Below are 12,764 nucleotides of genomic sequence, written 5' to 3'. Positions count from 1 at the left end.
CCGCGACCGATGAAACGCTTTGATATTATTGATGGTATGCGAGGATATTTCCTCGTTTTCATGGTTCTGAACCATCTCATCTTCGCCGGCGGCTACTTCCTGGTGAAGATCAACCACAACCAGCTTGCCTTCGTGGAAGATGCCCAGGGGTTCGTGTTCCTGTCCGGCCTGCTGATCGGCATGGTCTATGCCAAGAAGATGATGAAGAGCGGTTATGCGGCTGGCCGTGCCGCCATCTACAACCGCGCCTTCGAGCTCTATCGCTACGCCATGGGCATCGTGCTGGTTGTGCTGGCGGCGCAGATGCTGCTGCCCGGCGCCTATACCATCTGGTTCAACTGGCTCGGCTACACGAATTTCGACGATCCGCTGCGTCTCGCCGCGATCGCGACTTTCTTCTATCAGCCGACCTTCATGGACATTCTGCCGCAATACATCGTCTACATGCTGTTTGCGCCGATGCTGGTTAAGCTCGTGCTCGAGGACAAGTGGCACTATGTCATTGCCGGCTCGGTGATGCTCTGGATGGCGGCCCAGCTCGGCCTGCAGCAGCTCGTCACCACCCCAATCCATGAAACGATCATGGGCGCGGACGACCAGGGTATCCGGGCCTCGTTCAACCTGCTCGGCTGGCAGATCGTCTTCTATTCTGCTCTGGTATTGGGTGCACTGACATCGGCCGGCAAGATCGACTGGAAGAAGATCCTTTCGCCGGAAAACACCTTCATTCCGAAGGCTGCCCTGCTGATGGTGCTTTTCTTCCTGCCGCTTCGCCTCATCACTGCGCATGAGCTGATGCCACCGCATATGATCGGCAAGTTCGCCTCGATGGAAATCCGCGCCGACTTCGGCCCGGTCTATCTCTTGAACTTCGCTGCCATGGCAATGCTGGTCACCTGGCTGATCGTTGCCGGTCCGAAGCACAAGGCCGCATGGGTACGCCGCATCGCCGCCGCGATCACCTGGGTCTTCTCGCTGAAGTATCTGCAGCTGCTCGGCCGCCACTCGCTCTATGTCTACGTGTGGCACGTCGCGATCGTCTACTTCGTCTACTATTTCGACGGACGTTCGCCCGAACTCAACGAGATCACCAAAACGGCAATTGCTCTCGTGTCGATCGGCCTCCTGTCGGTCCCCGCCCTCTGGCGCGAACGCGACAAGCTGTTTGGCGCAACGCCGGCTCCGCAACCGGTCAAGGCCCAGCAGTCGCAACCAGCTCGGCCTCAGCAGATGGTACTTCGATAGCAGAACCGACGGGGTGGTGGCTCAGGTCACCGCCCCGACCTGCCACGGAACGAATTCGTTGTCGCCGTAGTCGTAGATTTCGCTGAGTGTCTTTTTTCCTGACGCGACCGCGATCACATCCTCGAAAATCCGCCTCCCCGCCTCCTCGATCGTCTCCTCTCCGGTGACGATGCCGCCACAGTTCAAGTCCATGTCCTCCTTCATGTGCTCGTACATTTCGGAGTTTGTGGCGATCTTGATGCAGGGCGCCGGCTTGAAGCCCGAAACCGAGCCGCGACCGGTGGTGAAACAGATGACATTGCAGCCGCCTGCCACCTGTCCGGTTACCGCCACGGGGTCGTAACCGGGCGTATCCATGAAGACGAAGCCCTGGTCTGTTACGGTTTCTGCAAACTCGTAAACCGCCTTCAACGGCATCGAACCGCCCTTGGCGACGGCACCGAGAGATTTTTCCAGGATCGTGGTCAGGCCACCGAGCTTGTTGCCGTGGGAGGGGTTGTTGTTGAGCTCGTCGCCGTTGCGGGCCGTATAGTCTCGCCACCAGTCGATCCGCTGCAGCAGCTTCTGGGCAACGTCCGGCGTCACCGCACGACGGGTCAGCAAATGTTCGGCGCCGTAGATTTCCGGCGTTTCGGAAAGCACCGTCGTGCCGCCGTTGCGGACGATGAGATCGGAAGCATAACCCAGAGCCGGGTTGGCGGAAATGCCGGAATAGCCATCCGAGCCGCCACATTCGAGCGCCAGCTTCAGCTTCGACAATGGCTGCGGCGTACGCTTTGCGGCATTCACGCCCGGCAGCATTTCCTTGATGATGGCGATCGCTGCGTCGATGGTCTTCTTTGTACCGCCATGCTGCTGGATCGTCATGGTGCGAAGGCGGTCACCCTCTTCCATGCGGTAGTGTTCGAGGATCGGCGCGATCTGGTTCGTCTCGCAGCCGAGACCGATCATCAGGATGCCGCCAAAATTCGGATGCTTCGCATAGCCCTGAATGGTGCGGATGAGCAGCCGATAGCCCTCCGACTTGGTATTTAGGGCACAACCGCCGCCATGCGTCAGCGCCACCACGCCATCGACATTCGGAAAGCCTTCCAGCCCGCCCATGCGGTTGAAGTAGTCGGCGATGTAGCGCGACACCGTGGCGGAACAGTTCACCGAGGAGATGATGCCGATAAAATTGCGTGTCCCTGCCCCGCCCAGACCGCGATCATAACCGAGGAACGTGCGCCGCTCGGCTTCCGGCAGCATCCCCTTTTCCTCGATATCGACGCTGAACTGATGCTCGTGCTCCGATGGCAGCATGGCGAGGTTGTGCAGATGCACATGGCTGCCGGCTTGAATATCCTGCGTGGCGATCCCGATCACCTGGCCGTATTTCTTGACCTCGTGGCCGGCCGGGATGGGCTTGATCGCCACCTTGTGACCGCGCCCGATCAGTTCGCGCGCCACCAGGTCACGATAGCCGGTGGACCCGCCAGCCTGCATCGGCTTGCGCGCCACGCCCACATCGTCGATCGGGTTCAGGATGATGATTGGCGAAACCGCCTCGTTCATGTCTTGCTCCTCCCAAGGCGCCAGTCTTCAGCGGGCCTCGTTGTTCATCCACCGCTGCTTCGATTCTTCCAGATGCGCATGCATCATGGCCTGGGCGAGCAGCGGATTGCGCGCTTCCAGTGCGGCGTAAATCGCCTCGTGCTCGGCGAGCGCCGAACTCCAGGTTTCAGGCGTTTCGTAGCGCGCCCGAATTTGAGCCGAGAGCGGGCTGTGCCTCTCGTCGAACAGATCGCCGACAATGTGCGCCAGCACCGTATTTCCCGACTGATTGGCGATCGTCAGATGGAACAGGCGATCAAGGTCGAGCGGCTTTCGACCCTCGGCAATTTCAGCCTGCATCTGGCCCAGCGTCTGGCGCAGCGACTTCAGCCCTTCAGCGGTAATCTTCGACGCGGCCAACACTATGACCGCCCCTTCGACTGCGGCGCGAGCCTGCATCAGTTCCAGCGGGCTTTCGCCCATGGAACCGGCCTGCCATTGCCGGCGGTCCGGCTCGGCCGTCACATAAATGCCCGATCCCATGCGGATCTCGACGCTTCCGTCGATTTCAAGTGCAATCAGGGCTTCACGCAAAGAGGGCCTCGACACGCCGAGCTGCTGGGCGAGATCCCGTTCCGCCGGCAGCCTCGTGCCGATCGGAAAATGCCCGCCCTGAATGAGCGACCGGATCTGATCGGCGATCTGCTGATACAGCCGGCGCGGTTCCGCTGCCTTGATGAATCCGTTCATGGTTTCACTACCTTGAGAATGCGGCCTTACCATAACTACGGAAACCGAGGAGAGCAAGGCACAAATCATATCATTGAATTTTAAGTGTTTTTCTGACAGCAACGCCACAGGGCTCTCCAGAAATAGTGACCCTTCCGTCAAAGCCACAAAAATTGGCTTGACCAGTTTCGACGGCAGGTTTACGCATTATGGAACGCCCTTGGGAGGAGCCGAGGGCAGATCGGGCTATTCAGTCCTAGGGAGGAGATCATGGAAAGCCGGCCGGTAGAGCCCCGCGGAAGCGTTCTCGGCGTCGCCACGACGTCCACGAGCGGCTTGCCGGCTTCGAATGCAGGATTTCTGCTTCGCCTCGACAATATCAGCAAGGAATTCCCCGGCGTCCGGGCGCTGTCCAACGTGCATTTCGATCTTCGCCCTGGCGAGGTCCATGCGGTCTGCGGCGAAAATGGTGCCGGCAAATCGACCCTGATGAAGATCATCAGCGGCGTCTACCAGCCGAGCGGCGGCACGATCGTCTACAAGGGTGAGGAACGTCACTTCTCGTCGACGCGCGAGTCCGAAGCTGCCGGCATCGCCATCATCCATCAGGAACTCAACCTCGTCCCGCATCTCTCGGTCGCCGAAAACATCTATCTCGCCCGTGAACCGCGCCGCGGTTTCCTCGTCGACCGCAAGAAGCTGCGCGCCGACGCAAAGCGCTGTCTCGACCGGCTTGGCGTCGACATCAACCCGGCTGCCCCGGTGCGCGGTCTGTCGGTCGCCCAGTGTCAGATGGTGGAGATCGCCAAGGCGCTCTCGCTCGACGCCGAAGTGCTGATCATGGACGAGCCGACCTCCTCGCTCACCGAACAGGAGACGCGGCTTCTCTTCAAGGTGATCCGCGACCTGAAGGCATCCGGCGTCGGCATCGTCTATATCTCGCACCGGCTGGACGAAATGGCGGAGATCGTCGACCGGGTTACCGTGCTCCGCGACGGCCGCTACATCGCCACCGACGACTTCGGCGCCACCAGCATCGACGCGATCGTCTCGAAGATGGTCGGCCGGTCGCTGGAGGAAAAATTTCCGGACCGGACGTCCGTCCCGAGCGACGAGATCATCCTCAGCGCCGAAGGTCTTTCGCGCGCCGGCGTCTTCCGCGACGTCTCCTTCACTTTGCGCCGCGGCGAGATCCTCGGCTTTGCCGGCCTGATGGGCGCCGGGCGTACGGAAGTCGCCCGCGCCATCTTCGGCGCCGATCCGCTCGATGCCGGCACGGTCACGCTGCACGGTCAGACCCTATCGATCACATCGCCACGCGACGCCATCGCTGCCGGCATCGCCTATCTCTCGGAAGACCGGAAAGCTCAGGGCCTTGCCATCAAGATGCCGGTCGACGTCAACATGACGCTCGCCAACATGGAGGCGGTGTCCAACGGCTTCGGGCTGATCGACTTCGGCAAACATGCCCGGATCGCCAAGGAATATATCGATCTCTTGAACATCCGCACGCCGTCGATCAAGCAACCGGTCCGGCTGCTCTCCGGCGGCAACCAGCAGAAGATCATCATCGGCAAGTGGCTGTTCCGCAAATCGAAGGTGCTGTTCTTCGACGAGCCTACCCGCGGCATCGACGTCGGCGCGAAGCTTGCCATCTACCGGATCATGGACGAGCTCGCGGCCGAAGGCATCGGCGTCGTGCTGATCAGTTCCGAACTACCGGAAATATTGGGCATGACCGACCGCGTCGCGGTTTTCCACCAGGGCCGCATCACCGGCGTCCTGGAAACGAAGAAGACCGACCAGGAAGAGATCATGCGATACGCCTCCGGTTATGGCCGGCGGAATGAGGAAAGACATGGCAGAGATCACTGAAGTTTCCAAGCAGAAGAGCGTCTCGCTGAGCGACCGGCAGAAGGACGTCATCCAGAAGTTCGCCGCGCTCGGCAGTCTGTTCGTGCTGATCTCCGTTTTCTCGTTCACGAGCAGCGCCTTCTTCACCATCGACAACGGGATGACCGTTGCCCTGCAGGTAACTTCGATTGCGCTTCTCGGCATCGGCGCCACCTGCGTGATCATCACCGGCGGCATCGATCTGTCTGTAGGTTCGGTCCTGGCTCTCTCCGGCGTCGTCGCGGCGCTCGCCGTCAAGGATTACGGAACGCCGATCTGGCTCGGCATGATCATCGGTATCCTGACGGGATCGCTCTGCGGCTGGATCAACGGTTTCGTGGTAACGCGCCTGAGACTGCCGCCCTTCATCGCAACGCTCGGCATGATGCTGATCGCCCGCGGTGTCGCGCTCCAGATCACCGGCGCGCGGGCGGTTTCCGGCCTTGGCGAATCCTTCGGCGAACTCGGCAACGGCTCCTTCCTGCGCGTCGTGAATATCGGTGACGACGGCTTCCCGACGGTGATTTTCCCGGGCATTCCCTATCCGGTCATCCTGATGGTGGTGATCGCGGTCGCCGTCTCCTTCATGCTGAACCGCTCCGTTCTCGGCCGGCATATCTATGCCGTCGGGTCGAACCCCGATGCCGCCCGTCTCTCAGGCGTCAATGTCAGCCGCATCGTCAGCTTCACCTATGTGCTCTCCGGCACGCTCGCGGGCCTTACCGGCTGCGTGCTGATGTCGCGGCTCGTGACCGCCCAGCCGAACGAGGGTGTCATGTACGAACTCGACGCCATCGCCAGTGCCGTGATCGGCGGCACCTCGCTGATCGGAGGAGTCGGCACGATTTCGGGCACCGCGATCGGCGCGTTCGTCATCGGCATCCTTCGCAACGGATTGAACATGAACGGCGTCTCGGCCTTCACACAGCAGATCATCATCGGCCTCGTCATCCTGGTCACCGTCTGGATCGACCAGTTGCGCAACCGCCGCTGAGAAAGAACACGCGGTCCTTTGCCGCGACACTGTCAAGAGAGCGAGGAGCTCTCCTGAAACCGGCCGGTCAGGCCAATTAACAAGAGGAGGAATACAATGAAAAAGCTTGCTGCCGCACTGCTGACATCCGCAATCGCCCTTAGCGCGGCCTCGATGGCCCAGGCCGGCGAAATCGCCGTCATCGTCAAGACCGTCAATTCCACCTTCTGGCAGAATGTTCAGAAGGGCGCCGACGCCGCCATGAAGGCCGGCGGAGGCAGCAACACCCTGACCTTCCAGGGTCCGGCCGCGGAATCGGCGATCGCCGATCAGGTCAACATGGTCGAGAACGCCGTCAACCGTAAGGTTTCGGGCATCGTGCTGGCGCCTTCCGATCCGGACGCGCTGGTGCCTGCCGTGAAGAAGGCATGGGAGGCTCGCATCCCGGTCGTCATCATCGACTCCATGCTCTCCAAGGGCTCGGAGCAATATTACCAGTCGTTCCTCGCGACCGACAACAAGAAGGCCGGCGAGCTCGCCGCCAAGGCGCTGATCGACAAGGTCGGCAAGGAAGGCAAGATCGCGGTCATGTCCTATGTCGCGGGTGCCGGTTCCGAGATCGGCCGGGTCGGCGGCTTTACCGACTACATCAAGGCGAACTCCAAGCTTCAGATCGTCGGGCCGTTCTACTCGCAGTCCCAGATGGCGACCGCGCTCAACCAGACGACCGACGTGCTGGCCGCCAATGCCGACCTCAAGGGCATCTTCGGCGCCAACGAGCCGACCGCGATCGGCATGGGCCGCGCGCTGAAGCAATCGGGCAAGGCCGGCAAGGTGGTCGCGATCGGCTTCGACGGAAATCAGGACCTGCAGGAATTCGTGAAGGACGGAACGCTTGCCGGGATCGCCGTCCAGGGTTCGTTCCAGATGGGCGAACTCGGCGTTCAGACCGTGCTCAAGGCCGTGAACAAGGAAAAGGTCGAGAAGTTCGTCGATACCGGGGTCGTGGTCGTCACCAAGGACAATATCGAAAAGCCGGAAGCCAAGAACGTTCTCTATTAACCCTCCCCCCGCCTGGGCACGCGTCGCAAATGGCGCGTGCTCCCTTTAGTCAGTCGATTGCTCAAGGTCATATTGATGAAGGTCGCCGAAAAACGAGCCCTGCCCCGCCGCCCGGTCGAAATCACCCTTATGGGTCTTGGCTGCGCCCAGATGGGCAATCTCTACCGAAAGACGTCCTACGAGGAGTCGGCGGGCGCCTTCAAGGCTGCCTGGGACGCCGGCATCCGCTATTACGACACCGCCCCATTCTACGGCTTCACCCGCTCCGAGCGTCGGCTCGGCACGATGCTGACCGACCTGCCACGCGACGACTATGTCCTCAGCACCAAGGTCGGGCGCGTCATGACGCCGGACGAAACCATCGGCCCGGAAGAGGATGGCTATGTCGAACCGCTGCCGTTCCGCCCTATCTACGACTACACCCATGACGGCATCATGCGCTCGTTCGAGGCGAGCCAGCAGCGTCTCGGCATCCTGAAGCCCGACATCCTCTACATCCACGATATCGGCAGCATGACGCATGGAGACAAACACCAGCACTATTGGCAGCAACTGACCGACGGCGGCGGTTTTCGTGCGCTCGGAAAACTGCGAGATGAGGGCCTGACCAAGGCGGTCGGCCTCGGCGTCAACGAGTGGGAAATCATCCGCGACGCCATGCAGGTCTTCGACATCGACGTCGCCATGCTTGCCGGCCGTTATACGTTGCTGGAACAGCAGAGCCTTGCCTTCATGGACGAGTGCACCAAACTCGGCGTCGGCATCGTGGTTGCCGGTCCCTTCAATTCCGGCCTGCTCGCCGGCAACAAGAAGTTCAACTACACCGAGGCGCCTGCCGATATTCTTGCCCGGGTGGACGAACTGCAAGCCACATGCCGGGAGGAAGGCGTTTCCCTTCAGGCGGCCGCACTGCAGTTTCCCCTGGCGCATCCTGCGGCGATAACGGTGGTTTCAGGAGCACGCACTGCGGATCAGATCAAGTCGAACGTCGACTGGTTCGCGGAAGAGATCCCGACGTCCTTCTGGCGGCGCCTGAAGGAGCGCGGATTGATCGCCGAAGGCGCACCTGTCCCGCGCGAAGGCGCCTGAGCCATGCGGATCGACGCACACCAGCATTTCTGGCGGATCGCGGACCGGACGGGCCAATGGCCCCCGCCGGAACTCGCCGCCATTCACCGCGACTTCATGCCGGAAGATATCAAGCCGCTGCTTGATCAGGCCGGCTTGGATGGGACAGTGCTGGTGCAGACCATGGAGAGCGAGACAGATACAGTTTTCATGCTGGACCTCGCGGACCGCACGCCCTTCATTCTCGGCGTGGTCGGCTGGACGGATATGAAGTCCGCCGATGCTGCTTCCAATATCGCCCGGCTGGCGCAGCATCCGAAGCTCAAGGGCTTCCGGCCGATGCTGCAGGATATCGCCGACGATCGATGGATCAACGATCCTGTGCTCGATTCCGCCGTCACGGCGATGATCGAGCACGGTCTCGCTTTCGATGCGCTCGTCTTTCCACGTCATCTGGAGCCACTGCTGGCTTTCGCCCGCCGCCACCCCGGCCTACCGATCGTGATCGACCACGGCGCCAAGCCTCCTATCGCGGAGGGCCGGTTTATCGGCTGGTATGCCCGCATGAAGGCGCTCGCCGAACTGCCGAACGTCCATTGCAAGCTTTCCGGCCTGCTGACCGAAGCAGGCGACCAGAAGCCGCAGGCCGTACGCCCCTATGCCGAAACGATCCTCGATCTCTTCGGACCGGAACGGGTGATCTGGGGGAGCGACTGGCCGGTTCTCCGGCTGGCGGGCAATTATGGAGCTTGGCTCGGTCAATGCCTGGATATCGTGCCTGCCGAACATCATGCGGCGGTTTTCCGTGGCAATGCCAACCGCTTCTACCGGCTTGGAGTGTAAGTGAATGCTGACAATAATCTGTGACGAACCCGGCAAGCTCAGTGCCATCGACCGTCCAAAACCGGTTCGTGGAGAGAGTGAAGTTCTATTAAAACTCCGGCGTATCGGCGTCTGCGGCACGGACCTTCACATCTTCACCGGCAATCAGCCCTATCTTTCCTACCCGCGTGTCATGGGCCATGAGCTCGCGGCAACCGTGGAAGAGGCACCGGCCGGAAGCCGGCTCTCGCCCGGCGATACCGTGTCGATCATCCCTTATATTTCCTGCGGCCGCTGCAGCGCTTGTCTCAAGGGCAAGACAAACTGCTGCCGCAATATCGGCGTACTCGGCGTCCATCGCGACGGCGGCATGACGGAATATCTGAGCCTGCCGGAGGAATTCGTCCTCAAGGCGGAAGGCCTTTCGCTCGACCAGACCGCGATGGTGGAATTCCTGGCAATCGGGGCCCATGCGATAACCCGCGCGCGGGTGCAATCCGGCCAGAAGGTGCTTGTCGTGGGGGCGGGCCCGATCGGACTGTCGGTGGCGATTTTTGCCCAGCTCGACGGCGGCGACGTCACCATCATCGACAGCCGTGCCGACCGGCTCGAATTCGCCAGCCGGCATCTCGGCATCTCCTCCACCGTCACGCTTGGTGACGGCGACGCGGAGCAACTTTCTGCCGCGACTGATGGCGACTTCTTCGATGTGGTCTTCGACGCCACCGGCAATCCGAAGGCTATGGAGCGCGGCTTCGGTTTCGTCGGCCATGGCGGCACCTATGTGCTCGTCTCGATCGTCTCGAGCGACATCAGCTTCTCCGACCCGGAATTCCACAAGCGCGAAACCTCGTTGCTCGGCAGCCGCAACGCCACGCGGGCGGATTTCGAGCGCGTGATGCAGGCCATGCGCGCCGGGCAGGTTCCCGATGCCCTGATAACCCATCGAATGGCTTTGTCCGAAGTTCCCGAACGCTTTGCCGGACTGACCGATCCTTCGGCCGGTGTGGTCAAGGCGCTGGTAGAAGTCTGAGGGGGTCGGCATGCAAAGAATGGGCATGGTCATCGGCGTCGAGCCGGGAATGGTTGCCGAATACAAGCGGCTGCATGCCGCGGTCTGGCCGGAAATCCTCGATCTCATCAGCCGGTCCAACATCCGCAACTACACGATCTTCCTGCGGGAGCCGGAGAACCTTTTGTTCGGCACCTGGGAATATCACGGTGTCGATTTCGAAGCCGACATGGCAAAGATCGCTGCCGATCCGAAGAATCAGGAATGGTGGTCCTTCACAATCCCTTGCCAGAGGCCGCTCGAAAGTCGCAAGGAAGGTGAATGGTGGGCGATGATGGAAGAAGTCTTTCATCATGACTGACGCCGGCCGCCAAAGAGTTGAGGACATGACATGACGATCAGACTGGATGGAAAAACCGCACTCGTGACCGCTGCAGGCCAGGGCATAGGCCGGGCAAGCGCAATCGCGTTCGCCGAAGCGGGGGCTACCGTCTACGCCACCGACATCAACGAGCAGCTTCTCGCCGCCCTTCCGTCGCTGCCGAACCTGAAGACGGCGAAGCTCGATGTGCTCGACGATGCCGCCGTCAAAACCTGCGTCGAAAAAATCGGCACCGTCGACGTCCTCTTCAATTGCGCCGGCGTGGTTCACGGCGGCAGCGTTATCGACATGAAGGACAGCGATCTCGAATTTGCCTTCGACCTCAACGTCAAGGCGATGATCCGTACCATCCGCGCCGTGCTGCCGGGCATGCTGGCAAAACAGGAGGGAGCGATCGTCAACATGTCGTCCGTCGCTTCCAGCATCAAGGGCGTGCCGACCCGCTTCGCCTATGGCGTCACCAAGGCCGCCGTGATCGGGCTCACCAAATCGGTTGCCGCAGACTATGTCACGCAAGGCATCCGCTGCAACGCGATCTGCCCGGGCACCGTCGAAAGCCCTTCGCTGCAGGACCGCATGAAAGCCCAGGGCGACTACGAAACAGCTCGCGCCGCCTTTATCGCCCGCCAGCCGATGGGCCGGCTCGGCACGCCGGAAGAAATTGCCGAACTCGCCCTCTATCTCGCCGGCGCCACCTATACGTCAGGCCAGGCTTACGCAATCGACGGCGGCTGGACCATCTGACTTCACGAAGAGAGCCTCATGACCCGTATCACCGATCTCCGCGTCTTCGATCTCCGTTTTCCCACATCGCAAAGCCTTGACGGCTCCGATGCGATGAACCCGGATCCGGATTACTCGGCGGCCTATGTCATCCTCGATACCGATGGCGAAAACCTGTCCGGCCACGGCCTGACCTTCACCATCGGACGCGGCAACGACATCTGCTGCATGGCAATCAAGGCGATGCGGCATCTGGTGGTCGGCCAGGACCTTGAAGCCTTCCGCCAGAATCCCGGAAAATTCTGGCGGCACCTCACCAGCGACAGCCAGCTTCGTTGGATCGGCCCCGACAAGGGCGCCATGCATCTTGCCACCGGCGCAGTGGTCAACGCGTTCTGGGATCTTTACGCCAAGGAGGCCGGCAAGCCGGTCTGGCAGCTCGTCGCCGAACTGCCGGCAGAACAGATCGCCGATATCGTGGACTACCGTTACCTCACCGACGTGTTGTCACGCGAGGATGCCCTGGCGATCCTGAAAAAGGCGGAAGCCGGCAAGGTCGAACGGATCGAGACGCTGAAGCGCGAGGGTTATGCCTGCTACACGACGTCGGCCGGCTGGCTTGGTTATCCCGAGGAAAAACTCCGCCGCCTCTGCAAGGAAGCGGTCGATGCAGGCTTCAACCACGTCAAGATGAAGGTCGGCCGCGACCTTGAGGACGATATCCGCCGTCTCACCATCGCCCGCGAGGTGATCGGTCCCGACCGCTACCTGATGATCGACGCCAACCAGGTCTGGGAAGTCGGCCAAGCCATCGACTGGGTCAAGAAGCTTGCCTTCGCCAAGCCTTTCTTCATCGAGGAACCCACCAGCCCGGACGACATTGCCGGCCATCGCAAGATCCGCGAAGCCATCGGGCCGGTAAAGGTCGCGACCGGCGAGATGTGCCAGAACCGCATCATGTTCAAGCAGTTCATCGCGGAAGGGGCGATCGACATCGTCCAGATCGACTCATGCCGCATGGGCGGGCTCAACGAAGTTCTGGCCGTGCTGCTCGTCGCCGCGAAATACAATCTGCCGGTCTGGCCACACGCCGGCGGCGTCGGGCTCTGCGAATACGTACAGCATCTTTCGATGATCGATTATGTCGCGGTTTCCGGCACCAAGGACGGCCGTGTGATCGAATATGTCGACCATTTGCATGAGCATTTTGTCGATCCCTGCATCATCCGGAATGCCGCATACATGCCGCCCTCGCAGCCGGGTTTCTCGATCGAGATGAAGCCGCAGTCGATCGCGGATTATACCTTCAAGGGCTGACACAC

Annotated in this window: 12 protein-coding genes; 10 read left to right on the top strand and 2 right to left on the bottom strand. The window is 61.1% G+C overall.

Annotation, left to right across the window (positions count from 1 at the left end):
- Positions 1 to 9: 9 nt before the first annotated feature.
- On the top strand, positions 10 to 1,245 hold the full coding sequence (locus C5L13_RS01030) for an OpgC family protein (RefSeq protein ID WP_105381409.1): 1,236 nt from the start codon (positions 10 to 12) through the stop codon (positions 1,243 to 1,245).
- Positions 1,246 to 1,266: 21 nt separating this feature from the next.
- Here C5L13_RS01030 and C5L13_RS01025 read toward each other — a convergent pair whose 3' ends face one another.
- Both C5L13_RS01025 and C5L13_RS01020 read right to left on the bottom strand, forming a co-directional pair.
- On the bottom strand, positions 1,267 to 2,799 hold the full coding sequence (locus C5L13_RS01025) for a UxaA family hydrolase (RefSeq protein WP_105381408.1): 1,533 nt from the start codon (positions 2,797 to 2,799) through the stop codon (positions 1,267 to 1,269).
- Positions 2,800 to 2,826: 27 nt separating this feature from the next.
- On the bottom strand, positions 2,827 to 3,528 hold the full coding sequence (locus tag C5L13_RS01020) for a FadR/GntR family transcriptional regulator (RefSeq protein ID WP_105381407.1): 702 nt from the start codon (positions 3,526 to 3,528) through the stop codon (positions 2,827 to 2,829).
- Between the two features lie 249 nt (positions 3,529 to 3,777).
- Between C5L13_RS01020 and C5L13_RS01015 the strand changes: the two genes are divergently transcribed.
- The 9 genes from C5L13_RS01015 to C5L13_RS00975 all read left to right on the top strand — a co-directional run bounded on the left by C5L13_RS01015 (position 3,778) and on the right by C5L13_RS00975 (position 12,759).
- Positions 3,778 to 5,382, top strand: a complete 1,605-nt coding sequence (locus C5L13_RS01015; protein WP_245423201.1) for a sugar ABC transporter ATP-binding protein — start codon at positions 3,778 to 3,780, stop codon at positions 5,380 to 5,382.
- A complete protein-coding gene (locus C5L13_RS01010) occupies positions 5,366 to 6,394 on the top strand; it encodes an ABC transporter permease (RefSeq protein ID WP_105381406.1) in 1,029 nt (342 codons plus the stop codon). The genes C5L13_RS01015 and C5L13_RS01010 overlap by 17 nt, the downstream gene beginning before the upstream one ends.
- Positions 6,395 to 6,490: 96 nt before the next feature.
- Positions 6,491 to 7,435 (top strand): ABC transporter substrate-binding protein, encoded by a 945-nt coding sequence (locus C5L13_RS01005; RefSeq protein WP_105381405.1) that lies wholly within the window; start codon positions 6,491 to 6,493, stop codon positions 7,433 to 7,435.
- A gap of 75 nt (positions 7,436 to 7,510) precedes the next feature.
- The gene (locus C5L13_RS01000) at positions 7,511 to 8,524 is read left to right on the top strand and encodes an aldo/keto reductase (RefSeq protein WP_105382022.1); all 1,014 of its coding nucleotides are present in this window, start codon (positions 7,511 to 7,513) and stop codon (positions 8,522 to 8,524) included.
- 3 nt (positions 8,525 to 8,527) lie between these two features.
- Positions 8,528 to 9,346 carry an amidohydrolase family protein gene (locus C5L13_RS00995; RefSeq protein ID WP_105381404.1) on the top strand — a complete coding sequence of 273 codons (819 nt, stop codon included), beginning with the start codon at positions 8,528 to 8,530 and terminating at the stop codon, positions 9,344 to 9,346.
- A 4-nt stretch (positions 9,347 to 9,350) separates the two neighbouring features.
- On the top strand, positions 9,351 to 10,358 hold the full coding sequence (locus tag C5L13_RS00990; protein ID WP_105381403.1) for a zinc-binding alcohol dehydrogenase family protein: 1,008 nt from the start codon (positions 9,351 to 9,353) through the stop codon (positions 10,356 to 10,358).
- A gap of 10 nt (positions 10,359 to 10,368) precedes the next feature.
- A complete protein-coding gene (locus tag C5L13_RS00985; RefSeq protein ID WP_105381402.1) occupies positions 10,369 to 10,698 on the top strand; it encodes an L-rhamnose mutarotase in 330 nt (109 codons plus the stop codon).
- A gap of 30 nt (positions 10,699 to 10,728) precedes the next feature.
- The gene (locus C5L13_RS00980) at positions 10,729 to 11,463 is read left to right on the top strand and encodes an SDR family oxidoreductase (protein WP_105381401.1); all 735 of its coding nucleotides are present in this window, start codon (positions 10,729 to 10,731) and stop codon (positions 11,461 to 11,463) included.
- Between the two features lie 18 nt (positions 11,464 to 11,481).
- A complete protein-coding gene (locus C5L13_RS00975) occupies positions 11,482 to 12,759 on the top strand; it encodes an L-fuconate dehydratase (RefSeq protein ID WP_105381400.1) in 1,278 nt (425 codons plus the stop codon).
- The last annotated feature ends 5 nt before the right edge of the window (positions 12,760 to 12,764 follow it).

It is taken from the genome of Neorhizobium alkalisoli (genome assembly GCF_002968635.1).
Taxonomy (GTDB): Bacteria; Pseudomonadota; Alphaproteobacteria; order Rhizobiales; family Rhizobiaceae; genus Neorhizobium; species Neorhizobium alkalisoli.
The sequence above is the reverse complement of the archived record's forward strand: the minus strand, read 5'-3'. Positions and strand labels throughout refer to the sequence as shown.